We start from the raw sequence: 23831 nt of genomic DNA, 5'->3' as shown, positions 1-23831 counted from the left end.
TAAGGTTGGAGCGCCCCGTGATTTGGTGTCGGGAGGCACCCGGATAGCGCCGGGAAGTATCAGGATGCTTGCCGGGGAAGGCTGAGCTGGCTGGTCATGCCCCTCGCAAGGCCGCGCCGCACCTCGAATCCCGCGCCGATGGCCTCGGCCTCGGCCGCAAGGCGCGCGCGGCGCAGCGGGCGCCCGGCCCGGCTGAAGCGGTCGACCCCGCGCGAGAGCGCGAGCGGATCGCGCGCGGCGGCGTCATCGGCCTCGTCCACCGGGGCGCCGGCGTCGCCCACCAGCAGCACCACGGGGGTGTCCTCGGCCTCGCCGCATGCCAGCGACACGGTAATGGCGGTGCCGGAGGGCGCGCCATCCAGCGCATCTTCCACCATGAGGCGCATGAGGCGGGCCAGGCGGGCGGGCTGCGTGAGAACGGCGGGCACGTCCTCGATGTCCGTACGCACGGTCACCTGGCGGCGGCGGGCCATGGGCAATGCGTAGTCGAGCGCGGCGCGCACCAGTGGCGCTATCTCCGCCGGCTCCCGCTCCGGTTCCGCGAGGGGCTCGGCGAGGGCGCCGAGGTCGTCCAGGCACCGGCGAACACGATTGAGCGCGTCGCGGACCGGCCCCGGCAGCGCATCCGCCTCATCGGGCGCGTAGCCCGAAACGGCGGCGAAGGAAGGGCCGAGGCTCTCCACCAGCCGCCGGGCCACCAGATGAAGCGTGGCTGGCGGCGTGGCCGGCTCCGGTGCCGCCGCGGGCATTTCCTCTGGCATCGCCGCTTCCGTCGCGGCCTCCAGGGCGGGAGGCGCGATGGCAACGGCTTCGGAAGTCATCAGATCTGCCGCAGGCGCCTCCACCGGCTCCGTCACGGAGGGTTCGGGCCCGATGACGAGGCAGTATTGGTCGCTGCCCTCACCCACAGGCGCGAGGCCGGCAAGCGCATGGAACGGCGTGCCGTCGAAGGGCCGCAGGTGAAGCGCGCGCGGCTGGGCGCCCTCGCCCCGCGCGGCCGCGTCGAGCCAGCCCACGGCTTCGCCCCGCGCCTCGGGGGCGATGATGGTGGTGACGGGCTGATCCTCCAGCTCCTCCGCACTGAAATCGAGGCGCGCGCAGGCGGCGGCGTTGGCGAAGAGGATCTGGTGGGTGCCGTCGAGGATGAGCACCGGCCAGGGCACCAGGTCCAGCGCCGCGCGGCGGGGGTCCTCGGGCGCAGGCGCCGTCGCTGCGGGAGCCTGAACGGCGGCGCGCGCCTGCAGAATGCGAAGGCGGGCATCCGGGCCGTAGAAATCGGCCGGGGCTTCGGAGGCATCCATCGGCAGCCGGGTGCCGGCGGCGGTCAGGAGGTCGGAGAAGCCATCCGGATTGCTCTGGAGCACCCCAGGGACGCCACCGGCGGCCCGGACTGCGTCCAGATCGGGCCAGCCGGTCCACTGGAAGAAGGTGCGGTTGGCGTGGACGAGGCGGGCGTCGTCCTCAAGCAGGGTTGCCAGGGGCAGCGCATCCAGGGCGCGCAGGGCGTCGTTCTCGCCGGTCCGCGGCGCCGCCGGCGCGGGCGGGAGGGGAGCGGAGAGTGAGGGTTCCGGTGCGCGCGGGCCATCCGTCCGCATGGCGGCTTCCAGGGTGCGCGCGATCTCGTCGAAATAGCGGCTCTCGCGCGGCGTCAGGCCGTTGAAGGGCACCACATTGGAGGGAAAGGCGGCCACCGTTCCGCCGGGTGCCGGCGCGGGTTCGGCCTGGGCGTCCGCGCCCGGCGCCCAGCGGCGCATGATGCCGAAGCCGCGGGTCGCCACCCGGTGGCGCCCGGCATCGAGCAGGGGCACGCCGCCGAGCTCCAGCTCCAGCCCGGGTGCGCCGGGGACGATGACGGGCACCCCCGTGAAGCTCGTGCCGCGCGCCAGGGCCTGCGTGATCGCGCGCGCGGACGCCACATGGCCGGCCTCCTCCAGCTCCGGGAAGCTGGCGCCGATCCAGGCGGACGCCTGCGCGCCCAGGGCGGCGGCGAGAACCGGGGAAAGCGCGCGCAGCCGATCGTCCGCGTCGGTCTCGAAGTTGAAGCGCGCGCCGGAGGGGGGCGGCTCGGCGGCGCTGGCCGGGGGCTCCGGCACGCTCGGCTCCGGGGGCGGCGGCGCGAGGGGCTCCTCCGCCAGGGCGGCGGGGTCCGCGAACAGGACCGCCGGAGCGTCGGCGATATTGAGCACGAGGCCACGAAACAGCAGGGGCGTGAGGCTGCGCGGAAGCCTGAGGCGCACCAAAGCGGGTGCGCGTCCCCGGCTCGCCGCCAGCATGCGCGCCTCTTCCGCCACCCGCGGCGGCAGGCGATGGCCCACCGCGATGCCGAGCCGCGCGCAGGCCGACGTGACGGCGAGCACCGCCGAGGTGGAGACATCGACGAGGAAGGACGGCAGCTCATCACGGCGCAGGGGCGCGAGCCGAGGTTCCGTGAGGTCGAGCGCGCGGGCCTTCGTCTCCGTCATCATGTCCAGTCCGCAATGGCCGCCGATGCCGGGCGGTCCCGTGAATCCCAGGTGGCGGCCAGAATGGCGGCCAACCGTTAACATGGACGCAATCGCGGGCATTTTGCGTCCATTTTCATATTGGCGAAGAACGCCCGGCGCATACTACACTTCATGAGGTGCGGCCGTCCGCGCCGTCCCCAATGTCTGAGGAGAAAGCGCCATGACGAAGTTCGGTCCGAATCTCGAATTGCCGCCTGAAGTGCGTGCGGTCGCGGAGAAGAACGTGGCCCAGGCCCGTGAGGCATTCGAGACTCTTTTCAAGAGCACGCGCGAGGCGGTCGGCGACGGCGAAGGCCGGCTGGAGGAGGTGCGCGCCAACGTCACCGGCCTGCGACAGAAGGCCATCGGCCTCATGGAATCCAACGTGGAGGCCGGCTTCGACTTCCTGCAGAAGCTGGTTTCCGCCAAGACCCCGCAGGAGGTTCTGAGCCTCCAGGCGGAGTTCCTCTCCACCCAGGTGGAGAAGGTGGCGGAGCAGGCCAAGTCCCTCGGTGCCGACGCCAAGACCCTTGGGGAAAGCACCCTGCGCTCCTTCGACGAGCGGGCGAAGACGCTGGCCGAGCGTGTGCGCGAGCTTTCCGCCGCGGCGGCAAAGAGTGCGCAGAGCGCGGCCGAGGACCTCAAGACCGTAGGCGAGAGCGTCATCAACGAGGCCAAGGCGAAGGCCGGGCAGGCCTTCGATCCCAATCAGAAGGCGTGAGGCGTTTACCGCTTCTTTTATTTTATTGTGCGGCGCAAGATTGGTTTTGCGCCGCACCTCACCTTCGGCTATGTATGAGGCCGTCGAGGCAGGGCTCCATCAATTCCAGTTCGGGATCGGTTTTGCGCTTTCCGGGTCGTCTTCCGTCAGCGCGGGGGAGGGGGCCAGGGGCCAAGGCCGGCCGGGGCGCTTGCTTCCAGTGCGAAACGACCCCGCGCGCGGCCCGAGGATGAAATGAGCGACTCCTTCATCAAGGCGTACCAGGACCAGATCGAAGCTGCGAAAAAGGCTTTTTCGGCCAACGGCGTTCCGCCGCTGGAGGTGCCCCCGGCCGTGCGCGACATCGCCGAGAAGGGCCTTGCCACCCTGCGCGAGAACTACGACAAGCTGAAGGCTTCCGCCGAGCAGGTGAACTCCACCCTCGAGAGCACCTATACCACCGCCAGCAAGGGCGTGGCGGAGTATAACTCCAAGGTGCTGGAGGCCATGCAGTCGAACGTGAACTCCACCTTCGACTATTTCAACACCCTGCTGCAGAGCAAGAGCGTGGCCGAGGCCGTGGAGCTTTCCACCAGCCACGCCCGCAAGCAGTTCGAGACCGCCACCGCCCAGGCCAAGGACCTGAGCGCCCTGGCGCAGAAGGTAGCCGCGGAATCCTCCGAGCCGATCAAGAACTCCGTGGAGAAGAACGCCCGCCCGGCCGCCTGAGCCGGCCTCGCGATCTTCACGATGGAAGGGGCGCCCGCGGGCGCCCTTTTCTTTTGGGGCCGACCTCCTGTCCCCAGTGTTCCGGCGCCTGCGCCGCTTGCCGATGGAGAGCGTTCAGGTCAGCTCGCGCATGGCGGCGTCGATCCCCTCCACGGTGAGGGGGAACATGCGGTTTTCCATGATGTGGGAGACGAGGCGGATGGAATCCGTGTAGCCCCAGTGGTTCTCCTGCAGCGGGTTGAGCCACGCGGCCTTGGGGTAGGTGGCGAGCAGGCGGTCCAGCCATACCTTGCCGGGCTCGGGATTGTTGTGCTCCACCGAGCCGTTCGCATACAGGATCTCGTAGGGGCCCATGGAGGCGTCGCCCACGAAGATCAGCTTGTAGTCGCTGGAATAGGTGTGCAGCACGTCCATGAGGGAGATGCGCTCGCCGGCGCGGCGGGCGTTGGAGCGCCACACGCTTTCATAGACGCAATTGTGAAAATAGAAGTGCTCCAGATACTTGAACTCGGAGCGCGCGGCGGAGAACAGCTCCTCGCACTGGGCGATGTGCCAGTCCATGGAGCCGCCCACATCCAGGAACAGCAGCACCTTCACCGCATTGCGCCGCTCCGGGCGCAGCTTCACGTCGAGATAGCCCGACCGGGCGGTCTCGCGGATGGTGCCGTCCAGGTCCAGCTCCTCCGGCACGCCGACGCGGGCGAACTTGCGCAGGCGGCGCAGCGCCACCTTGATGTTGCGGGTGCCCAGCTCCACCTGGTCGTCGAGGTCGCGGAACTCGCGCTTGTCCCACACCTTCACCGCGCGGAAATTGCGGTTGCCGTCCTGGCCGATGCGGATGCCCTCGGGATTGTAGCCGTAGGCGCCGAAGGGGGAAGTGCCGCCGGTGCCGATCCACTTGTTGCCCCCCTGGTGGCGCTCCTTCTGCTCCTTCAGGCGCTGGGCGAGGGTTTCGAGCAGCTTGTCGAGCCCGCCGAGGGCCTCGATCTGCTTCTTCTCGTCCTCGGTGAGGTGTTTCTCAGTGAGCTTGCGGAGCCAGTCCTCGGGGATCGAGGGCGTCTCCTCGCCCAGGGCCGCTTCCAGGCCCTTGAAGCAGCGGCCGAACACCTGGTCGAACTTGTCGAGGTGCCGCTCGTCCTTCACCAGGCTGGCGCGGGCGAGATAATAGAAGGTCTCCACCTGCCGCCCGGCGAGGTCGCGGTCCATGGCCTCCATGAGGGTGAGGTACTCACGTACGGAAACCGGCACCCCGGCCGTCTTCAGGGCCTCGAAGAATGCGATGAACATGGCCGGCTCCTCTCGCGCGCAGTGAAGCACGCCGCGCCGGGCCGTGCCAGCGGCTCATGCAACGGCTGGGCGCCTGAACCGCCGGCCCTTTCACGCCCGCGCGGCGTTTGAGCGTGGCGCCGGTCGAGGACCGGGGCCGATGGCGTCAGGTGGAGAGGAAGGCCCGTTCCGCCCCGTCGAGCACGAGGCAGGTGAGATGGCCTGTAAAGACGGCGCCGGTGTCGATGCCGATGCGGTTGGCGCGCACATCCGGCTCGCTCACCGGCGTGTGGCCGTGCACCACCACATGGCCGAAGGGCTCATCATGGTCCAGGAAGTCGCGGCGGATCCAAAGGCAGTCGCGCCGGCTCTGCGCTTCGAGCGGGATGCCCGGCCGCAGGCCCGCATGGACGAAGACATAGTCGCCGCACACATGGTTGGTCCCGAGCCCTTTCAGAAAGGCCAGATGGCGTTCGGGCATGGCGCGGCGCCAGCTCTGCCAGAGGTCGCTCACCTCCATCTCGTCGGGCGCGGATGGGGATGCCGGCAGGTAGGAGCGCGCCGCGGCCCGGCCGCCGACGGAGAGCCAGTGCATGAAGGCCTCGAACGAGCGATAGGCCTCCAGCATCATCTCTTCATGGTTGCCCGAGAGGCAGATGGCGCCTTCGGCCTCGCGCGCCATGAGATTGTCGAGCACCTGGGCCGTGGCGGGGCCCCGGTCCACGAAGTCGCCGAGGTAGATCTCGCGGTGCGCGCGGCCGGGGTGGGCGGTCTGGTCGGCTGAGATCAACGCCTGGAGGCGCCGCAGCAGATCGAGCTGGCCGTGGATGTCGCCCACCGCATAGACGCGGACGCCCTCGGCGACACGCGGCGGCGGCTCCGTATCCCTGGCGGCGTCCGGCGCCGTTCGCTCGACCATGGCCATGGGGTCATTCGTCTCCGCCGTTCGGGCCGCACTGCAGCATCCATTGTATGGGCGGAACGCGCGGCGACATAGGCCGAAAATCGGCGCATCCGGCGGAGCGGCAGCCGCCTTCGGAAGGGCGCGCCGCGCGCGGCCCGCCGTGCTATGGGGTCGCGGCAGGGTGCGGGGAGAGGGCGGCATGGCGTTCGACATCACGGCGGTGGCGATGATCTTCGAGGCGCTGTTCGGCTACCCGAACGCGCTGGTGCGGCGCATCGGCCATCCGGTGATCTGGATCGGCCGGCTGATCGGCGCCCTGGACCGCGCCTGGAACCGGCCGGAGCTGTCCGAGCGCCGGCGGCGGCTGCTCGGGGTGCTGGTCGTCGTGCTGCTGGTGGTGGCGGCGGGCCTGCCGGCTCTGCTGCTTGAAGCGGGATTGCGTGCGTTCCCGCTCGGCTGGCTGGCGGCGGGTGTGCTGGGCAGCGCGCTGGTCGCCCAGCGCTCGCTGCACTGGCATGTGGAAGAGGTGGCGCGCGCGCTCGAAACCGGCGGGCTCGATGCGGGCCGCGCCGCGGTCGGCCATATCGTGGGGCGCGACCCCCAGCGGCTGGACGAGGCGGGCGTGGCGCGCGCGGCCATCGAGAGCCTGGCCGAGAACTTTTCCGACGGCATCGTCGCGCCCGTGCTGTGGATGTGCGTGGGCGGCCTCGCCGGGGGCGCGGCCTACAAGGCCCTCAACACGGCCGACAGCATGATCGGCCACCTCACGCCGCGCCACGCCGCCTTCGGCTGGGCCGCCGCGCGCACTGACGATTATGTGAACCTTCCGGCCTCGCGGCTCGCCGGCGCGCTGCTGGTGGCGGCGGCGGCGCTCATGCCCGGCGCCTCGCCGCGCGCGGCGTTCGCGGCCATGATGCGCGATGCGCCGCGCCACCGCTCGCCCAATGCCGGGTGGTCTGAGGCCGCCATGGCCGGGGCGCTGGGGCTGAAGCTGAACGGCCCCAAGGTCTATGGCGGCGTGCTCACGCAGGATGCCTTCATGGGCGACGGCCGCCGCGAGGCCACCGCCGCCGACATCCGCGCCGCCCTGCGCCTCTATCGCCGGGCCGATGGCCTGCTGGTGGCGCTGGTGACGGTTGCCGCGCTCGCGATGGCGATGCTCTGAGGGCTCAGCCGCCCTTCATCATCATGGGCAGGCCGGCGACCATGAAGACCACCTGCCCGGCCTTGCGCGCGAGGCGCTGGTTGAGCCGGCCGGCGGCATCGCGGAAGCGGCGGGCGAGGGCGTTGTCGGGCACGATGCCGAGGCCCACCTCGTTGGCGACGCAGACCGTGAGGCCGGGCCGCCGCGCCAGGGCCGCCTCCAGCGCCGCCGATTCCGCCTCCAGGTCGTGGTCGGCCAGAAGGTGGTTGGTGAGCCAGAGGGTGAGGCAATCCACCAGCGCCGGCTGCTGCGGCGGCAAAGCACCGAGCGTGTGCGTGAGGGCAAGGGGCGTGTCGTGGGTCTGCCAGCCCGCGCCCCGCTGGGCGCGGTGGAGGGCGATGCGCTCGGCCATCTCCGAATCGAGCGCCTCCGCCGTGGCGAGATAGGCCCACGGGCCGGGGAGGGCGGTGACGAGCCCTTCCGCATAGCCGCTCTTGCCCGAGCGGGCCCCGCCCAGCACCAGCACCAGCCGGCTCACGCGCGGCACTCCCGTGTGAAGGGCGTGCTCTCGCGGCCGTGCCGGCGCGCGCTGTTCGTGTCCGTCATGCCCCGTCGTTCCTTCCATTGACCTGGGGAAACTAGCCGGCAACGGGCGCGCCGCAACCTTCCGCCGAAAATTGTGCACCGCGGCGCGGGCCGCGTCTTGCTATAGTCCGCGCACCGATCCTGACGCGGAGAGACACCTGATGGCGGCCGACCTCACGCTGGACTGGCTTTCGCGCCTTGTCAGCTTCGACACCACCAGCCGCAACTCCAACCTTGCCCTGGTGGAGGCGGTGGAAGAGTTCCTGCGCGCCCAGGCCGTGCCCTTCGAGCGGGTGGAGGACGAGGCACAGGGCAAGGCCGCCCTCATCGCCACCATCGGCCCGCGCGAGGTGCCGGGCATCGTCCTTTCCGGCCATACGGATGTAGTGCCGGTGGACGGGCAGGACTGGACCAGCGACCCCTTCACGCTCACCGCGCGCGATGGCCGCCTTCACGGCCGCGGCGCCTGCGACATGAAGGGCTTCCTCGCGGTGTGCCTGGGCCTGGTGCCGGAAATGCGGGCGCGCGGGCTGCGCAAGCCCATCCATTTCGCCTTTTCCTATGACGAGGAGGTGGGGTGCCTGGGGGTGCGACCGCTGCTCGCCCACATGGTGGCGCGCGGCTACCGGCCGGAGGGCTGCGTGGTGGGCGAGCCCACGCTCATGCAGGTGGTGGTGGGGCACAAGGCCAAGCGCTCCCTGCGCACGCGCATCACCGGGCGCGGCGGCCATTCCTCCCGCGCGCCGGAGCTGGTGAACGCGGTGGAGGCGGCGGCCCTCATCGCCGCGCGGGTGGTGGCGCTCGGCGCGCGCCTCGATCGCGAGGGGCTGCGCGACGCGCTCTATGACATCCCCACCTCCACCGCCCACGTGGGCACGCTCCACGGCGGCACCGCGCTCAACATCGTGCCCGACCAGGCGGTGATGGACTGGGAGGTGCGGGCCCTGCCGGAGGAGGACATCGACGCCCTGGTCGCCGAGGTCATCGACTATGCCCGCGCGGAGCTGGAGCCGGCCATGAAGGCGCGCGCGCCTGAGGCGGCCATCGATTTTCGCGTGACGGCGGCCTTCCCCGGCCTCTCCGCGGACCCGGAGGCGCCCATCGTCACGCTGGCGAAGCGCTGGGCCGGGCGCAACGATCACGCCAAGGTGGCCTATGGCACCGAGGCGGGCCTGTTCGTGGAGATGGCGGACATTCCCACCGTGGTGTGCGGGCCAGGCTCCATCGAGCAGGCGCACAAGCCCGACGAATATGTGGAGCAGGCGCAGATCGAGGCGTGCGAGACCTTCGTGCGCAAGATCATCGAGCATTGCGCGTAAGGCAGGGCCGGTGCCGGGCGGCTGCGTGCCCTCACACCTCGATCGTGCCCTTCGGGCGGGCGCCGGGGGTGAGCGTATCGCAGTGAAGCTCGCCGCCGGTCGCCACGTTCTCCAGAGGATATTCCTCGATGAGCACCCGCACACGATCGGCGGGAATGCCCAGTGTCCCCGCCACCGCCTGTGTGACGGAGGAGGCGAGGGCGCGCTTGGTCTCGACGGCGTTCTCGCCGGTGATGCGGATGGTGACGACGGGCATGGTGCATGTCCCCTTGGTGCGAGTTCCGATGCCGGTGGCCCGGGCCGTTGACCTGCGCCAAGCGGCTTTCGCCCAAACGCCGCGTGGGCTTGGCCAAAGGCGCGTGAGAAAAGCTCAAGGGCCTTCGGTGTCGGCTCGCGCGGGCTGGCTCATCCAGCGATGGTGAAGGCTCAGCCCCGCGCCTTGGCCACCAGGGCGGAGGTGGAGCGGCCCTCCACCAGGGGCACCAGCGCCACCCGGCCGCCCCAGCTCTTGACGAGATCGCCGCCCACCACCTGGTCCTCGCGGTAGTCCGCGCCCTTCACCACCACGTCCGGCTTCAGCTGGGCGATGGTCTCATAGGGGGTGTCCTCGTCGAACAGGACCACGAGGTCCACGCAGCGCAGCGCGCCCATCACGCGGGCGCGGGCGGCTTCATCCTGCACCGGGCGGCTCTCGCCCTTCAGGCGGCGCACCGAGGCATCGGTGTTGAGCGCCACCACCAGCCGGTCGCCCTCCCGCGCCGCCGCCTCCAGCAATGAGACATGGCCAGGGTGGAGCAGATCGAAGCAGCCGTTTGTGAACACCACCCGCGCGCCCGCCGCCCGCCAGCCGGCGATGATGCCGGCCGCCTGCTCGCGCGGAACGAGGGCACCTTCGGCCGCGCCTTCCGGCACGCTGGCCTCCAGGGCGGCGGCAAGCTCGGCGCGCGTCACCACCGCCGTGCCCACCTTGCCCACCGCCACGGCGGCGGCGGCATTGGCGAAATGCACCGAGGTTTCGAGCGGATGGCCGGAGGCGATGGAGACCGCGAGCGCCGCCAGGGCGGTGTCTCCGGCGCCGGAAACGTCGAACACCTCCTGGGCCTTGGCCGGCACGTGCAGCACCTGTCCGCCACGCCGCCACAGGGTCATGCCCTTCTCGGCGCGCGTCACCAGCACGTCGCCGCCGAACTGGGCGGCCGCTGCCGCGGCGGCCGCGGCGGCCTCGGCGTCCGTGGTGTCGCGCAGGCCGGTGGCGGCGGCCAGCTCCAGGCGGTTGGGCGTGACGAGGCTGGCGCCTCGGTAGGCCTCGAAGGTGCGGCGCTTGGGATCGACGATCACCGGCACCCCCCGCGCCTGGGCGGCGGCGATGGCGGCGGCGATCACGACATCGCCCAGCACGCCCTTGGCGTAGTCGGAGAGCACGACCACGCGCGCGCCGTCCACGGCGGCCTCGACCGCCGCCGCCAGGGCGGCCTGGGTTTCGGGCGAGGGCGGGGCCTGGGTCTCGGCGTCGATGCGCACGATCTGCTGGCGTCCGCTCATCACGCGGGTCTTGGTGATGGTGGGCCGCCCCGGGTCCGCCACCAGGCGGGTGAGATCGATGCCGGCGTAGGGCGAGAGCGCCCCGGCCAGGGCCTCGGCATCGGCGTCGGCACCCACGAGGCCCACCAGCGTCACGGCGGCGCCCAGGGCGGCGGCATTGGCGGCCACGTTGGCCGCGCCGCCGGGCACGATGCGCTCCGCCCCGTGCACCAGGACGGGCACCGGCGCCTCGGGCGAAATGCGCGAGACCGAGCCGACGATGTAGCGATCCACCATCACATCGCCGACGACGGTGATGCGCGGCACGCCTGCTTCAACCATGATGGACTCCCGCCGGGCTCCTCACCCGACGCCCTCGCCGCGGCCCTTCAGATACTCGTTCACATAGGCTTCCACGCCGCTTTCCAGCGAGAGGAAGGGCCGCTTGTAGCCGGCGGCGCGCAGCTTGGTCACGTCCGCCTCGGTGAAATACTGGTACGCCTTCCGCAGGCTCTGCGGCATGTCCGCATAAGTGATGCGCGGCTCCTGGCCGAGCGCGGCGAACACCGCGCGGGCAAGGTCCGCGAACGAGCGCGCCTTGCCCGTGCCCACGTTGAAGATGCCAGAGACGTCAGGATTCTCCAGCAGCCAGCGCACCACCTCCACGCAATCGGAGACGTGGATGAAATCCCTGAGCTGGCCGCCATCGGCGAAGTCCGGATGGTGGGACTTGAACAGGGTGACGTTCTCGCCCCGCGCGGCGGCGGGGTAGATCTTGTTCACCACCGAGCGCATGTCGTCCTTGTGGTCCTCGCCGGGGCCGTAGACGTTGAAGAAGCGCAGGCCCGCGAACTGGGGCGGGCGGGGCGCCTCTGCCTCCACGTCGGCCATGATGCGGCGGTCCACGAACAGCTTCGACCAGCCGTAGGGGTTGAGCGGTGCCAGCAGGCCGAGGCCCTGAGTGGATTCATCGTCGGTGAAGCCGGCCGAGCCGTCGCCGTAGGTGGCGGCGGAGGAGGCATAGATGAAGCCCAGGTTCTTGCGGGCACACAGGTCCCACAGGTCCAGGGTGGAGCGGATGTTGCGGGCGACGATCTTGTCCGCGTCGCGCTCCGTGGTGGCGGAGACGGCGCCCATGTGCACCACCGCCGCGAGCCGGCCGCCCTCCCGCTCCACGAAGGTGTTCACCGTCTCGGGGCGGATCACGTCATGCAGGGGGATGTCGGAGATGTTGCGCCATTTGGGGCCGTCCTCCAGCCAGTCGGCCACCACCACGCGGTAGCCGTCCTCGGCCGCGGCGCGGGCGATGTTGGAGCCGATGAAGCCGGCCCCGCCGGTGACGAGAAGGATGTCGCGGCTCAGGGCCACTCGGCGCGTCATGGACAAGATGCCTCTCAGCGGTCACGCGTTTCGGCTTCGTGTGCCACGCTTCATTGGTGGTTGTCCACGTCGGGGCGCGCCTGCAGCGCCTTCAGCGCCGACCATACCGCCTCCGCGCCATGGTCGGCGAGGCAGGGCGGGCCTTCGCGCGTGTCGGGCGCGATGCGGCAGCGGGCCTTCTCGCACGGGGCGCAGTCGCGCGTGGCGGAAAGCTCCTTCACCCGCGCGCCGAACAGGCCGGTGAGGCGCGGGTTGGTGGGGCCGTAGAGGCCGAGGGTGGGCACGCCATAGGCGGCGGCGAGGTGGCCGAGCCCGGTATCCACGCTCACCACCCCGGCGGCGGATTGCAGGAGGGGGGCGAGGGTGTCGAGGGACTGAGGCGGCAGCAGCGTCACGTTCGGCAGGCCGTCTGCGATGGCGTGCGCGCGCGCGCTCTCCACCGCGCCGTGGGCGAACAGGAGCACATGGAGCCCTTCCGCCCCGGCGCGGGCGGCCAGGGCGCGCCAGCCCTCGCGGCTCCAGGTCTTGGTGGCCCAGGTGGTGCCGTGGAGGAAGACGAGATAGGGCGCCCGGCCGGGGGCGAGGGGCCTCAGCCCGGTGTCCGCCGGGCGGTCCTCCAGGCCATAGCCCAAAGCGGCGGCGAACAGCTTGCGGATGCGGGTCGCCATGTGCTCGATCTCCGGCACATGGTGCTTGCGGGCGTAGAGCAGGGTGGCGAGCGGCTCGCGGGCGCTGGCGCGGTCGAAGCCGTGGCGCGGACCGTGGGCACAGGCGGCGACCAGCGCGCTTTTCATGAGGCCCTGGGCGTCGATCACTATGTCGTAGCGCGTTTCGGCCAGAGCCCGGCGCACCGCCGCCATCTCGCCCGAGCGCCACGCGGCGAGGGGGCGCTTCTTCAGGCGGCGCAGGGGCACCACGATGGTGCGGCGCACGGCCGGGTGCAGAGCGGCCACCGGCGCGAAGGCTTCCTCCACCGCCCAGTCCACCTCCAGGCCGGGGATGGCGCTCATGGCGTCGGTCAGCGCCGGGAAGGTATGGACCACGTCGCCCAGGGACGAGAGCTTGACGAGCAGCAGCCTCATTGCCCGGTCTTCTCGGCGGCCTCCAGCACCTCCTGCGGGGAGATGCCTTCCAGGCACGCGAGGGTTCCCAGTGGGCACTCGCGCTTGTGGCAAGGCCGGCAGGAGAGGTCGCGCGCCAGCACGCGGGCGCGCCGCGAGGCCGGCGGCGTCATCTTCTCGGAAGAGGCGCCGTAAATCACCACCAGCCGCCGTTCGAATGCCCCGGCGATGTGCATGAGGCCGGAATCGTTGGAGATCACCACATCGGCGCCGGCGAGGATGGCGGCGGCGTCGAAGAGGCTGGTGCGGCCCACCAGATTGTCCACCGCGACGCCGCTGGCGGCGGCGATGGTCTCGGCCGCCTCCTTGTCCTTGGGCGAGCCGAGCACGCGCACCCGGTAGCCGGCCTTCACCGCCAGGGCGGCGAGGGCGGCGAACTTTTCCGCCGGCCAGCGCTTGGCGGGGCCGTATTCCGCGCCGGGGCACAGCACCATCACCGGCCCCTCGCCGGGAAGGGGGAACTTCGCCTCCACCGCATCGAGCGCGCCGTCGGGCAGGATGAGGTGAGGGCGCGGCGCCATGGTGGGCGTGCCCTCGGGCAGGGCGAGGGCCACGAAGCGTTCGATGGTGCGGGCGGTCTTGCGCGCGCCGTCGGGCCGGGCATCGGTGAGGAGGGGCGAGCGCATCTCGCCCCGGTAGCCCACCCGCTCGGGAATGCCGGCGGCGAAGGGCGGAATGGCGGCCTTGAAGGCGCGCGGCAGGATGATGGCCTTGCCGTAGCCCTCCTCGCGCAGGCTGCGCCCCAGCCGCCAGCGGGCCATGAGCCCCAGCTTGCCGTGGCCGAGGCCGAGCGGAATGGTGCGCCGCACGCCGGGAATCATCCGCGCCACGGGCAAGGCGGCGGCGGGGGCGAGCACGTCGATGGGGCGGCTCGGCTCGCGCATGCGCAGCACCTCCACCAGGCTCGCCGCCATGACCATGTCGCCGACCCAGGAGGGGCCGACGAGCAGCAGGGGCGAAACGGAACCGAAGGCACGCATGGCATACTCGTGGCAAAAGCGACATGCCTCATGACAAGGCCGGCCGGCGGCGTCAAGCGCCGCGGGACCTTGGAGGTGCGGAAGTGTGGCTTCACCCGGCGTGCCCGCGCCATCTATAGAAGCGATGCGCGCGGCCCCGGCGGCCGGCGGCGAGGGACGAGGCGAGCGATGACGCGTTCTGGCTGGGATTTCTGGATCGACCGCGGCGGCACCTTCACCGACATCGTGGCCCGCCGGCCGGATGGCGTGCTCATGGCCCGCAAGCTGCTCTCCGAGAATCCGGAAGCCTACCGCGACGCCGCCATCCAGGGCATCCGCGAGCTGATGGGCGTGGCGCCGGGGGCGCCCATTCCGGCCGACGAGATCCGGGCGGTGAAGATGGGCACCACGGTGGCCACCAACGCCCTGCTGGAGCGCAAGGGCGCGCCCACCGTGCTCTTCATCACCCGCGGCTTCCGCGACGCCCTCGCCATCGGCTACCAGGACCGGCCGGATATCTTCGCCCGCCGCATCGTGAAGCCCGAGCAGCTCCACGGCCGGGTGGTAGAGGTGGACGAGCGCGTGCGCGCCGACGGCACCGTGGAGCGCGCGCCGGACCTCGACCGGGTGCGGGCGGACCTCGAAGCCGCGCGCGCGGCGGGGGCGCAGGCCTGCGCCATCGTCTTCATGCACGCCTATCGCTTCCCCGCCCACGAGAAGCTGGTGGCCGAGGTGGCGCGGCAGGTGGGCTTCGCGCAGGTGTCCGTGAGCCACGAGGTCTCGCCCCTCATGAAGCTGGTGGGGCGCGGCGACACCACGGTGGTGGATGCCTATCTCTCCCCCATCCTGCGCCGCTATGTGGAGCAGGTGGCGGGCGAGCTCCAGGGCGAGGAGGGCAACTGCCGCCTCATGTTCATGATGTCATCCGGCGGGCTCACCGATGCCGGCCTGTTCCAGGGGCGCGACGCCATTCTCTCCGGCCCGGCCGGCGGCGTGGTGGGGGCGGTGGAGACGGCCCGCATCGCCGGCTTCGGCAAGATGATCGGCTTCGACATGGGCGGCACCTCCACCGATGTCTCCCATTTCGACGGCGAGTATGAGCGCGCGTTCGAGACCGAGGTGGCCGGCGTGCGCATGCGCGCGCCCATGATGTCCATCCACACCGTGGCGGCGGGCGGCGGCTCCATCCTGCATTATGATGGTGCGCGCCTCACTGTGGGGCCGGATTCGGCCGGGGCCAATCCGGGTCCCGCCTGCTACCGGCGTGGCGGCCCGCTGGCCGTCACCGATGCCAACGTGATGGTGGGCAAGCTCGCCCCCGATTTCTTTCCGAGGATCTTCGGCCCCGGCGGCGACGCGCCGCTCGACGCCGAGGCGGTGCGCGCGCGCTTTTCGGAACTGGCCGGGCGTATCGGCGACGGGCGAGCGCCTGAGGCGGTGGCCGATGGCTTCATCCGCATCGCCGTGGAGAACATGGCGAATGCCATCAAGAAGATCTCCGTGCAGCGCGGCTATGATGTCACCGAATATGCGCTGCAATGCTTCGGCGGCGCGGGCGGGCAGCATGCCTGCCTGGTGGCGGACGTGCTGGGCATGCGCACGGTGCTCGTTCACCCGTTCTCGGGGCTGCTCTCGGCCTATGGCATGGGCCTCGCGGACATTGGCGCCACCCGCCAGCGCACGGTGGAGGCGCCGCTGGACGCGGAGGGCGTCTCTGCCGCCAGCCACGCCCTCGACGCCGCCGGCGCCCTGGTGTGCTCGGAGCTGATGGGGCAGGGGGTGCCGGAGGCGGAGATCACCCTCTTCCGCCGCGCCCATGTGCGCTACGCGGGCACCGATGCGCCGCTGGTGGTGCCGTTCGGCACGGCGCCGGAGATGAAAGCCGCGTTCGAGGCCGCCCACCGCGCCCGCTTCGGCTTCATCGACGAGAGCAAGGTGCTGGTCATCGAGGCCATCTCGGCCGAGGCGGTGGGTGGCGGCAGCCGGATCGAGGAACCCGAGGGGCCGCTTACGGATGGCGCGCCGGAGCCGGCCGCCCGCACCCGCTTCTATTCCCAGGGCGAATGGCACGATGCCCTTGTCTTCCGCCGGGAGGGAATCGAGCGCGGCCAGTCCGTCGCCGGTCCCGCCCTTGTCATCGAGCCGCACCAGACCATCGTGGTGGAGACGGGCTGGACGGCGCGGGTGACGGCGCGCGACCATCTGGTCCTCACCCGCACCGAGGAAGCCCGGCGCGCCCCGGCGCTCGGCACCCATGCGGACCCGGTGCTGCTGGAGGTGTTCAACAACCTGTTCATGTCGGTGGCCGAGCAGATGGGGCTCACCCTCCAGAACACGGCCTATTCGGTGAATATCAAGGAGCGGCTGGACTTCTCCTGCGCCATCTTCGACGCCGAGGGGCGGCTGGTGGCCAATGCCCCGCACATTCCCGTGCACCTCGGCTCCATGGACAAATCGGTGGAGAGCGTCATCCGCGCCACCGGCGGAAGGTTCGAGCCGGGCGATGTCTACGCCCTCAACGCCCCCTACAACGGCGGCACCCACCTGCCCGACATCACCGTGGTGATGCCGGTGTTCGACAAGGCGGGCACGCGCATCCTGTTCTACGTGGCGGCGCGCGGCCACCATGCCGATGTGGGCGGCGTCGCGCCCGGCTCCATGTCCCCGCGCGCGACCGTGATCGAGGAAGAAGGGGTCTATATCGACAATTTCAAGCTGGTGGAGCGCGGCCGCTTCCGCGAGGCGGAGCTGGTGGACCTGCTCACGGGCGCGCCTTATCCGGTGCGCAACGTGATGCAGAACGTGAACGACCTGAAGGCGCAGATCGCCGCCGCCGAGCGCGGGGCCGCCGAGCTCGGGCGGATGATCGACCACTTCGGGGAAGAGGTGGTGGCCGCCTACATGGGCCATGTGCAGGACAACGCCGCCGAAAGCGTGCGCCGGGTCATCGACCGGCTCTCCGACTGCGCCTTCGAGGTGGAGATGGACCAGGGCGCGCGCATCAAGGTGATGGTGAGCGTGGATAGGGCGAAGCGCGAGGCGGTGGTGGACTTCACCGGCACCTCGCCCCAGCGGCCGGACAATTTCAACGCCCCCGGCCCCGTCACCCAGGCGGCGGTGCTCTATGTCTTCCGGGTGATGGTGGAGGGCAAGATCCCCCTTAATGCCGGGTGCCTGCGGCCCATCCGCATCATCGTGCCGGAAGGCTCCATGCTGGCGCCGGTGTATCCGGCGGCGGTGGTGGCCGGCAACGTGGAGGTGAGCCAGCATGTCACCGATTGCCTGTTCGGCGCGCTCGGCGCCCTGGGCTCGGCGCAGGGCACCATGAACAACCTCACCTTCGGCAACGCGCGCCACCAATATTACGAGACCATCTGCTCCGGCGCCCCGGCGGGTCCCGGCTTCGACGGCGTGGGCGGCGTGCACACCCACATGACCAACTCGCGCCTCACCGATCCGGAAATCCTGGAATTCCGCTATCCCGTGGTGCTGGAGGATTTCCACCTGCGCGCCGGCTCCGGCGGGCGCGGGCGGTGGAACGCGGGCGATGGCACCGCGCGCACCATCCGCTTCCTGGAGGAGATGGACTGCGCCATCCTTTCCTCCCACCGGCGTGTGGCGCCCTTCGGCGTGCTGGGGGGTGAGCCCGGCGCGCGCGGGCAAAACCTCGTGCGGCGCAGGGATGGCACGGTGGAGGACATCGGCGGCTGCGCCCAGGTGCGGCTGGCGGCGGGCGAGGCCATCACCATCGTCACTCCCACGGGCGGCGGCTACGGTGACTCCGCGCAGCGCGCCGAGGAATGAGGAGGAGGGGGATGCCCTCCTTCCCGCGCTTTACTTGTGGATCATGGCCGACTGCGGCGCCTGCGGGCTCCACAGGGGGATGATGATGCGGCCCCAGCCGCGGGTGTCGTTGCCGCCGTAGTTGTTCTCATAGACATCGGTGGTGAGGTAGGCCTGGAGGATCACCGGCCCGAAGTCATAGCCGATGAGGCCGCCCACCGCGAACTGGCTCTGCTTCTGGTAGAAGGGGGCGGGGTTGTTGAGATCGGTGGAGTAGAACGCCACCGGGCCGATCTCCCACTTGCCGAACTTCTTGGTGGCGGTGAGATCCACGTTCAGGAAGTCCGGGTTGACGGTGCTGGTGTAGCCGTCGAACTGGATGCCCCAGATGGCATTGGCGGTGAGGTTCCAGCCATCGGCGGTGTAGCTCAGGGCGAAGCGCTGGTTGAGCGAGGTGGAATCAAACGCCACCCCGGTGTTCACCCCCAGGTAGAAGCCCAAGAGGTAGCTGAAGCCGAAGCCGTTGCCGAGATCCCAGGCCAACTGGCCGGCGAGGAAGGGATTGTAGAAGCCGGAGGTGTAGTCCGACCCGTTCACGCCCACCGTCACCGTGGGTACGGCGGTGAGCAACTGCACCCGCGCGCCGAGGAAATTCAGCGGCGTCGCCCAGGCAAGCACCGGAATGTTGACGCCGACGCAGGTCGATTCGGGCGACGTGTTGCGGCACCCCCAGTCTGCGGTGTCGACGAAATACACCCCTTCGGGCAGCGGCGCGCCGGTGGCGAGGCCGATGGTCTCACCGGGCTGGGTCACCGAGCCCGCATGGGCGGCCGGGCAAAAGGCCGCGACGGACAAAAATCCGGCGACCGCCATTCTCGCGAATGTCTTCATGGCTTCCTCCGATAAGGCGCGAGGCCCCGGCCTTCAGGCTCTGTGGGCGGCTGCGCCGGCATTTCCTCGATCGCGCTTCTGATGGCGCGGCATATGGACCGCAGGCGCGCTCGTGGCGTCCGCGGCGGCGTCCGGGACGTATGGCGCGTCCCGGTCGGTAAACGCGCCTGCCGGGCGGGGCCCGGAAGACGCGGGTGGCAATGAGGAATGCTCGCGGCAGCGTGTCACGGCCGGGCGGCGCGGGCGGGGAGCCCGCCGGAATGCCGCGCCAGACCTTCGAGGAGAGCCGGAAAGCCCGATCCGGGTTCCTTGAAGCCGAAGCGAGCCTGTTTATAAGGCTTTCACGTTTCCGGCACCATGCGCATTCCCCCGCGACAAGTGGACTGCGCAAAGAAACGTCAAAGATGTTGCTATCCGGCAACAAATAAGGAAGCTGTGTTGTCGGGTTTTCGTCGTATTTTGCTGCGCTGCATTATGTGCGGCACGGTAAAGGGAGAAGAGATGTCTGCCGAGGATCAGAACCTGGAGTGGCTCAACGGGCTCATCAAGGCGGTGGCGGTGGAGCAGGCGCGCTCCATGGTGCAGCACTTCATCATGCGCGACCTGGTGATTCAGATCGCCCAGGCGCAGCCGGACCCGGACAGCTACGTGGCCGCCATGTTCGAGCGCGTGAGCACCCTGGTGGACCAGTGCGAATTGGCCGGAAAGCCGGACGTGGAGGCGGAGATGCGCTGGTATGCGGAGCAGTTCTTCACCCAGGCGGGCAATTCCGCGAGCCGCCGGTGAAGGGGGCGCCCGGCGTGGCCGGCGCGCCAGCCTTACTTCTGCTGGAAGATGCGGTGAGCCACCCGGTCACCGGGTGCGATGCCGAGGGTCTTGGCCGTGCCGCCCGCGATCTCCACCACCGCGCGCACCGGCTCGCCTGAGGAGATGGTCTGGGTGGAGAGGGGCGTGGTCATGGCTGCGATGCGGGCGATGGTGCCGTCGGAGCGGATGAACAGCATGTCGAGCGGGATGTAGGTGTTCTTCATCCACATGTAGACCGGCTGGTCCACCTTGAAGTCGAACAGCATCCCGTGATGATCGGGCAGGGACTTGCGGTACATGAGGCCGGTGGTGCGCTCGGCGTCGGTCTCGGCCACCTCCACCTCCAGCACCACGACGCCGGCCTTGGTGGAGATCTCCATGGGCTCCACCGACATGGCGGCCGCCGTGGCGCGCAGCGCCGGCGCCAGCACGACCGCTGCCGGCGGCGCCGCCAGCGCGATGAGCGCGGCTGCCATCAGGCGCCGGAAAGTCTTTGCGGCAGCGAAAGCACGGGAAGGTGTGGCCGGCGCGCGCCGGGGCGCACGCTGCGCGGCGAATGAACAGATCATCAGTGATTCCCGCTGGTGCCGGCATCGGCCTTGACCTCTGCCGCCATCAGGCCTTTCGGCCCGTCGCCGTAGCGCACCAGCACGCTCTGGCCGGGGCGAAGCTCAGTGAGGCCGTGGAGGCGCAGGGTCTCCATGTGCACGAAGATATCAGGCGTGCCGTCGCCCTGGGTGAGGAAGCCGAAGCCGCGCAGCCGGTTGAACCACTTCACCACCGCGCGCTCGAAGCCTTCCCTGGCCTCGATCTCCACCCGCACGCGCGCCGGCTGCGGAACGGGGTGCACCGCTGTGGAGAGATCGAGGGAGAGCACGCGGAAGGCCTGCCGGCCCTTCGCTCGGCGCACCGCCTCGCACACCACGCGCGCGCCTTCGATGGCCGTATGGAAGCCATCCCGCCGCAGGCAGGTGACATGGACCAGCACATCCGGCCCGCCATCGTCCGGGACAATGAAGCCATAGCCCTTGGACGCGTCGAACCATTTGATGGCACCGCAGACTTCCTCGAGCCCGACGGGCTCCTCGGTCCCCTCGTTCATGATCCCGGCTGCCTGTGGCCCCAATCTCAGCGCGTCAGACCCCATCCGTTCCCCGACCCCTGAGTTCCCCGACATCGGCGCATGCGCGCTTGGCTCTGCCGATGTTCAAGATAGCAACTCCGCTACCGTTCGCACACCCTTCTTCACGCATTGCGCGCGAAAGGGGCGAACACGTCTCCGATATCGTGGTGCACCACCATGTCCGCGAGATGGTCGAAATCGGTGGGCTCGCGGTTCACGATCACGAGGCGGGCGCCGTTGTCCTTGGCCTGCAAGGGAAATTGCGCGGCGGGGAACACCACCAGCGAGGAACCGATGACGATGAACAGGTCGCTCTCGCGCGTGAGCGCGTCCGCGCGTCGCATCTCCCGCTCGGGCATGGACTGGCCGAAGGAGATGGTGGCGGCCTTGATGGGGCCTCCGCAATGGGGGCAGGCGGGCGCGATGCCGCCCGCCGCATCGAATCGCGCCTTCACCCAGTCGAGCTCGAAGCGCGTCCCGCATTCAAGGCAGGTGGCGTAGGTGCCGTTGCCGTGGAGCTCGATGAGGTCGGCGTCCGGCACCCCCGATGCCTGGTGCAGGCCATCGATATTCTGGGTGATGATGCCGTCGAGCTTGCCCTGTTCCAGCAGGCGGGCGAGGGCGATGTGCCCGCGCCCCGGTTTGGCGCCGGCGAACGCCGCTTCCATGGCGAACTTGCGGCGCCACGCCTCGTCGCGCGCCTCCTGCATGGCCAGGAAGGCATCGAAGGGGATGGGCTTGTTCTGGGTCCAAAGGCCGCCGGGCGAACGGAAATCGGGAATGCCGCATTCGGTGGAAATGCCCGCGCCCGTGAAGGCCACGGCGCAGCGGGCCTCGTCGAGCCAGCGGGCGAGCTGAGCCTGGGCACCCTTGAGATCAGCGTCGAAAGTCATAATTGAACAGCGCCGGGTTCGCCGGCGCCCTTTCCTGCGGCGCCGGGGGGCCGGCGCCGTTTTGCCAAGAGCGAGAGCTGAGCGATGCGCTTCCTGCACACCATGGTCCGCGTGACCGATCTCGACCAGTCGCTGGATTTCTACTGCAACAAGCTGGGGCTTGAGGAGGTGCGGCGCAAGGAGTACCCGCAGGGCCGCTTCACTCTGGTTTATCTCGCGGCCCCCGGCCAGGCCGATGTCGCCGAGGTGGAGCTGACCTACAACTGGGACAAGGAAGCCTACGGCGAGGGCCGCAATTTCGGCCATCTCGCCTTCGAGGTGGAGGATATCTACGCCACTTGCACGAAGCTCCAGGCCGCCGGCATCACCATCAACCGCCCCCCGCGCGACGGCTACATGGCCTTCATCCGCTCTCCCGACAACATTTCCGTCGAGCTGCTCCAGAAGGGCGGCGCGAAGGCGCCGGCGGAGCCCTGGGTCTCCATGCCCAACACCGGCAAGTGGTGAGGCCGGCGGTAGGCGGTTGAGGCGGCGGGCTTCCGGGTGCTGGAAAGTGGCGCAGCTTCACGATTTATCCATGAAGGGGCGCCAAGGTGTGCCATCATAAGATGCACCAGCTCGGGATGCCCACGCCGTGAAACCGCTCCTGTTCGCTTCTGGACTTCTGGCGCTCGGCGTCATTGGCGGCGCCGGCTACGCCTTCGTGCCGGCGCTGCTGCCGGCGCGGGAGGCTGCCAATGCCGCCCCTCCGCCGGTCATTCAGGCCGCTGCGGTGGCTGCCGTGCCGGCGGCCGGCGCGGCGCCGCTGGCGGCCCCGGCTGTGACGGGCTCCATCCCCACGCACGTGGCTGCCGCCCCCGCCCCGCAGGCGTCCGCCGGCCCGCAGAAGGGCATGATCTATCGCTCCTTCAACGTGGACCAGCCCTATATCGCCCTCACCTTCGACGACGGCCCCAGCCCGGAGACGACGCCCCGGCTGCTGGCCATGCTGAAGGCGCGCGGCATCAAGGCCACCTTCTTCGTGCTCGGCAACATGGCGGCCAAGCACCCCGAGGTGCTGAAGATGATCGCCGACGAAGGCCACGAGATCGGCAACCATTCGTGGAGCCACCCGCAGCTCACCCGCATTCCGGCGGCCGCCGCCGACAAGCAGGTGGGCGACACCTCCGCCCTTGTGGAGGAGGTGACGGGCAAGAAGCCGCGCTACCTGCGCCCGCCCTACGGCTCCATGAAGCCCGCGCTGCGCGACCACATGGAGGATGCCTTCGGCCTCACCGTCGTGAACTGGTCGGTGGATCCGCTGGACTGGAAGCACCGCGATTCCAAGCTCGTCTATGATGAGATCATGAAGCAGGTGAAGCCGGGCGCCATCGTGCTCTCGCACGACATCTACCCCACCACGGTGGATGCCATGGAGCACGTGCTCGATGACCTGATCGCCAAGGGCTACAAGTTCGGCACCATCTCCGAGCTGATCGCCATGGACAAGCCGCTCGCCCCGCGGCCGGCGGCGGCCCTGGCGGCCAAGCCCACGCACAAGGACCCGAAGAAGCAGGTGCAGAAGCCGCAGCAGAAGCCGGCCAAGCCCCAGGCTTCCGCGAGCGGCTCCAACCGGTCCGCTCAGAGCACCGGCAACACCCGGACCGGCGCTCTTTATTGAGCGGTACTCATCCGGCATCCGTGAAGTCAGGGGCGTGCCGGCCGGCGCGCCCTTTTTTCGTCGCTTCCGGCGCGGTTGTTCGCGCCGCGGAAGGTTGCTAGACCAATGACCCTGGAATCAGCGTCGCGCCATGTGTGGCCGGGACGCGGGGCCTGTAGCTCAATGGTTAGAGCTGACCGCTCATAACGGTCTGGTTGGGGGTTCGAGTCCCTCCGGGCCCACCAGTGATTTCAGTGGGTTATATCTGCGCCATATTTATGGACCGCCAAAACGCGGTCGGGTTGATGGTCAAAGCTGCCGCGCGCAAAATCGCTTGGCAGTCTGCGCAAGATCGGATGTCGGCGCGCCGCTGGTGGCGACCCCCTTCATGTCCGCGCCATCTTCCGCCATCCATGCGGCGGCATTGAAACCCGTCTTGGCCGAGGCCACAGCCTCGCGGTTGCCACAGCCTCGCGGTTGCCACAGGCTGGAATGCCCGAACCTTGCCGGGGAGATCGACCGGCCGCGGCATCGACAGCTCCGGCGATCTCCGCAAGCAGTGTTGAGTGGTGGAGCGCGCTTTC

General features: G+C 69.9%; 21 protein-coding genes and 1 tRNA gene. 9 read left to right on the top strand and 13 right to left on the bottom strand.

Features of this window, described 5'->3' with window-relative positions; translation table 11 throughout:
* Positions 1 to 59 precede the first annotated feature (59 nt).
* A complete protein-coding gene (locus V5F75_RS14875; protein ID WP_394037309.1) occupies positions 60 to 2465 on the bottom strand; it encodes a PAS domain-containing protein in 2406 nt (801 codons plus the stop codon).
* A 199-nt stretch (positions 2466 to 2664) separates the two neighbouring features.
* Here V5F75_RS14875 and V5F75_RS14870 point away from each other — a divergent pair, with 199 nt between their 5' ends.
* Positions 2665 to 3204 (top strand): phasin family protein, encoded by a 540-nt coding sequence (locus V5F75_RS14870; protein WP_394037307.1) that lies wholly within the window; start codon positions 2665 to 2667, stop codon positions 3202 to 3204.
* A gap of 234 nt (positions 3205 to 3438) precedes the next feature.
* Entirely contained in the window at positions 3439 to 3912 is a 474-nt protein-coding gene (locus V5F75_RS14865; RefSeq protein WP_394037305.1) for a phasin, read from the top strand.
* Positions 3913 to 4026: 114 nt separating this feature from the next.
* Here the strand turns inward: V5F75_RS14865 and V5F75_RS14860 are convergent, their stop codons facing one another.
* Positions 4027 to 5199 (bottom strand): vWA domain-containing protein, encoded by a 1173-nt coding sequence (locus V5F75_RS14860; RefSeq protein WP_394037303.1) that lies wholly within the window; start codon positions 5197 to 5199, stop codon positions 4027 to 4029.
* A 145-nt stretch (positions 5200 to 5344) separates the two neighbouring features.
* Positions 5345 to 6103 carry a metallophosphoesterase gene (locus tag V5F75_RS14855; RefSeq protein ID WP_509212092.1) on the bottom strand — a complete coding sequence of 253 codons (759 nt, stop codon included), beginning with the start codon at positions 6101 to 6103 and terminating at the stop codon, positions 5345 to 5347.
* Between the two features lie 178 nt (positions 6104 to 6281).
* Between V5F75_RS14855 and cbiB the strand changes: the two genes are divergently transcribed.
* Positions 6282 to 7247 carry an adenosylcobinamide-phosphate synthase CbiB gene (cbiB, locus tag V5F75_RS14850; RefSeq protein ID WP_394037299.1) on the top strand — a complete coding sequence of 322 codons (966 nt, stop codon included), beginning with the start codon at positions 6282 to 6284 and terminating at the stop codon, positions 7245 to 7247.
* Between the two features lie 4 nt (positions 7248 to 7251).
* On the opposite strand, the gene cobU is transcribed toward cbiB, so the two are convergent.
* Complete coding sequence (gene cobU, locus V5F75_RS14845) at positions 7252 to 7773, bottom strand: bifunctional adenosylcobinamide kinase/adenosylcobinamide-phosphate guanylyltransferase (protein WP_394037297.1); 522 nt, start codon at positions 7771 to 7773, stop codon at positions 7252 to 7254.
* Positions 7774 to 7972: 199 nt separating this feature from the next.
* On the opposite strand from cobU, the gene argE reads away from it, so the two are divergent.
* Positions 7973 to 9130 carry an acetylornithine deacetylase gene (gene argE / locus V5F75_RS14840; RefSeq protein ID WP_394037295.1) on the top strand — a complete coding sequence of 386 codons (1158 nt, stop codon included), beginning with the start codon at positions 7973 to 7975 and terminating at the stop codon, positions 9128 to 9130.
* Positions 9131 to 9161: 31 nt separating this feature from the next.
* Here the strand turns inward: argE and V5F75_RS14835 are convergent, their stop codons facing one another.
* The 5 genes from V5F75_RS14835 to waaF all read right to left on the bottom strand — a co-directional run bounded on the left by V5F75_RS14835 (position 9162) and on the right by waaF (position 14132).
* The gene (locus V5F75_RS14835; RefSeq protein WP_394037293.1) at positions 9162 to 9386 is read right to left on the bottom strand and encodes a tautomerase family protein; all 225 of its coding nucleotides are present in this window, start codon (positions 9384 to 9386) and stop codon (positions 9162 to 9164) included.
* Between the two features lie 170 nt (positions 9387 to 9556).
* Positions 9557 to 10993 (bottom strand): D-glycero-beta-D-manno-heptose-7-phosphate kinase, encoded by a 1437-nt coding sequence (rfaE1, locus tag V5F75_RS14830; RefSeq protein ID WP_394037291.1) that lies wholly within the window; start codon positions 10991 to 10993, stop codon positions 9557 to 9559.
* A 21-nt stretch (positions 10994 to 11014) separates the two neighbouring features.
* Positions 11015 to 12001 carry an ADP-glyceromanno-heptose 6-epimerase gene (gene rfaD / locus V5F75_RS14825; RefSeq protein WP_394037356.1) on the bottom strand — a complete coding sequence of 329 codons (987 nt, stop codon included), beginning with the start codon at positions 11999 to 12001 and terminating at the stop codon, positions 11015 to 11017.
* 80 nt (positions 12002 to 12081) lie between these two features.
* Entirely contained in the window at positions 12082 to 13113 is a 1032-nt protein-coding gene (gene waaC / locus V5F75_RS14820) for a lipopolysaccharide heptosyltransferase I (protein WP_394037289.1), read from the bottom strand.
* Positions 13110 to 14132: a lipopolysaccharide heptosyltransferase II gene (gene waaF, locus V5F75_RS14815; RefSeq protein ID WP_394037287.1), complete on the bottom strand. Its 1023-nt coding sequence runs from the start codon at positions 14130 to 14132 to the stop codon at positions 13110 to 13112. Before waaF ends, waaC begins: the two co-directional genes overlap by 4 nt.
* A 168-nt stretch (positions 14133 to 14300) precedes the next feature.
* On the opposite strand from waaF, the gene V5F75_RS14810 reads away from it, so the two are divergent.
* The gene (locus V5F75_RS14810; RefSeq protein ID WP_394037285.1) at positions 14301 to 17915 is read left to right on the top strand and encodes a hydantoinase B/oxoprolinase family protein; all 3615 of its coding nucleotides are present in this window, start codon (positions 14301 to 14303) and stop codon (positions 17913 to 17915) included.
* 30 nt (positions 17916 to 17945) lie between these two features.
* On the opposite strand, the gene V5F75_RS14805 is transcribed toward V5F75_RS14810, so the two are convergent.
* A complete protein-coding gene (locus tag V5F75_RS14805; RefSeq protein ID WP_509212091.1) occupies positions 17946 to 18785 on the bottom strand; it encodes a transporter in 840 nt (279 codons plus the stop codon).
* Positions 18786 to 19286: 501 nt separating this feature from the next.
* Between V5F75_RS14805 and V5F75_RS14800 the strand changes: the two genes are divergently transcribed.
* Positions 19287 to 19571, top strand: coding sequence for a hypothetical protein (locus V5F75_RS14800; protein ID WP_394037281.1), 285 nt, complete (start codon positions 19287 to 19289; stop codon positions 19569 to 19571).
* A 32-nt stretch (positions 19572 to 19603) separates the two neighbouring features.
* Here V5F75_RS14800 and V5F75_RS14795 read toward each other — a convergent pair whose 3' ends face one another.
* The 3 genes from V5F75_RS14795 to V5F75_RS14785 all read right to left on the bottom strand — a co-directional run bounded on the left by V5F75_RS14795 (position 19604) and on the right by V5F75_RS14785 (position 21608).
* Positions 19604 to 20068 carry a DUF192 domain-containing protein gene (locus V5F75_RS14795; RefSeq protein WP_394037279.1) on the bottom strand — a complete coding sequence of 155 codons (465 nt, stop codon included), beginning with the start codon at positions 20066 to 20068 and terminating at the stop codon, positions 19604 to 19606.
* Positions 20069 to 20160: 92 nt separating this feature from the next.
* On the bottom strand, positions 20161 to 20739 hold the full coding sequence (locus tag V5F75_RS14790; protein WP_394037277.1) for a cold-shock protein: 579 nt from the start codon (positions 20737 to 20739) through the stop codon (positions 20161 to 20163).
* Positions 20740 to 20837: 98 nt separating this feature from the next.
* On the bottom strand, positions 20838 to 21608 hold the full coding sequence (locus V5F75_RS14785; protein ID WP_394037275.1) for an SIR2 family NAD-dependent protein deacylase: 771 nt from the start codon (positions 21606 to 21608) through the stop codon (positions 20838 to 20840).
* 84 nt (positions 21609 to 21692) lie between these two features.
* On the opposite strand from V5F75_RS14785, the gene V5F75_RS14780 reads away from it, so the two are divergent.
* The 3 genes from V5F75_RS14780 (at position 21693) to V5F75_RS14770 (ending at position 23492) form a co-directional block, all read left to right on the top strand.
* A complete protein-coding gene (locus V5F75_RS14780; RefSeq protein ID WP_394037273.1) occupies positions 21693 to 22115 on the top strand; it encodes a VOC family protein in 423 nt (140 codons plus the stop codon).
* A 127-nt stretch (positions 22116 to 22242) separates the two neighbouring features.
* The gene (locus V5F75_RS14775) at positions 22243 to 23268 is read left to right on the top strand and encodes a polysaccharide deacetylase family protein (RefSeq protein WP_394037271.1); all 1026 of its coding nucleotides are present in this window, start codon (positions 22243 to 22245) and stop codon (positions 23266 to 23268) included.
* 148 nt (positions 23269 to 23416) lie between these two features.
* Positions 23417 to 23492: transfer RNA gene (locus V5F75_RS14770), tRNA-Ile, on the top strand.
* Positions 23493 to 23831: the final 339 nt, after the last annotated feature.

Origin of the sequence: Xanthobacter albus (genome assembly GCF_043194895.2) — a bacterium.
Classification (GTDB): Bacteria; Pseudomonadota; Alphaproteobacteria; order Rhizobiales; family Xanthobacteraceae; genus Xanthobacter.
Note: the sequence above shows the minus strand (reverse complement) of the source record. Positions and strands in the feature narration are given on the sequence as shown.

Bases quoted from the DNA above. Each gene is read 5' to 3' on its own strand.
- V5F75_RS14875 (WP_394037309.1), bottom strand. From the start codon at position 2,465: ATGATGACGGAGACGAAGGCCCGCGCGCTCGACCTCACGGAACCTCGG.
- V5F75_RS14870 (WP_394037307.1), top strand. From the start codon at position 2,665: ATGACGAAGTTCGGTCCGAATCTCGAATTGCCGCCTGAAGTGCGTGCG.
- V5F75_RS14865 (WP_394037305.1), top strand. From the start codon at position 3,439: ATGAGCGACTCCTTCATCAAGGCGTACCAGGACCAGATCGAAGCTGCG.
- V5F75_RS14860 (WP_394037303.1), bottom strand. From the start codon at position 5,199: ATGTTCATCGCATTCTTCGAGGCCCTGAAGACGGCCGGGGTGCCGGTT.
- V5F75_RS14855 (WP_509212092.1), bottom strand. From the start codon at position 6,103: ATGGCCATGGTCGAGCGAACGGCGCCGGACGCCGCCAGGGATACGGAG.
- cbiB (WP_394037299.1), top strand. From the start codon at position 6,282: ATGGCGTTCGACATCACGGCGGTGGCGATGATCTTCGAGGCGCTGTTC.
- argE (WP_394037295.1), top strand. From the start codon at position 7,973: ATGGCGGCCGACCTCACGCTGGACTGGCTTTCGCGCCTTGTCAGCTTC.
- V5F75_RS14835 (WP_394037293.1), bottom strand. From the start codon at position 9,386: ATGCCCGTCGTCACCATCCGCATCACCGGCGAGAACGCCGTCGAGACC.
- rfaE1 (WP_394037291.1), bottom strand. From the start codon at position 10,993: ATGGTTGAAGCAGGCGTGCCGCGCATCACCGTCGTCGGCGATGTGATG.
- waaC (WP_394037289.1), bottom strand. From the start codon at position 13,113: ATGAGGCTGCTGCTCGTCAAGCTCTCGTCCCTGGGCGACGTGGTCCAT.
- waaF (WP_394037287.1), bottom strand. From the start codon at position 14,132: ATGCGTGCCTTCGGTTCCGTTTCGCCCCTGCTGCTCGTCGGCCCCTCC.
- V5F75_RS14810 (WP_394037285.1), top strand. From the start codon at position 14,301: ATGACGCGTTCTGGCTGGGATTTCTGGATCGACCGCGGCGGCACCTTC.
- V5F75_RS14805 (WP_509212091.1), bottom strand. From the start codon at position 18,785: ATGAAGACATTCGCGAGAATGGCGGTCGCCGGATTTTTGTCCGTCGCG.
- V5F75_RS14800 (WP_394037281.1), top strand. From the start codon at position 19,287: ATGTCTGCCGAGGATCAGAACCTGGAGTGGCTCAACGGGCTCATCAAG.
- V5F75_RS14795 (WP_394037279.1), bottom strand. From the start codon at position 20,068: ATGGCAGCCGCGCTCATCGCGCTGGCGGCGCCGCCGGCAGCGGTCGTG.
- V5F75_RS14790 (WP_394037277.1), bottom strand. From the start codon at position 20,739: ATGGGGTCTGACGCGCTGAGATTGGGGCCACAGGCAGCCGGGATCATG.
- V5F75_RS14785 (WP_394037275.1), bottom strand. From the start codon at position 21,608: ATGACTTTCGACGCTGATCTCAAGGGTGCCCAGGCTCAGCTCGCCCGC.
- V5F75_RS14780 (WP_394037273.1), top strand. From the start codon at position 21,693: ATGCGCTTCCTGCACACCATGGTCCGCGTGACCGATCTCGACCAGTCG.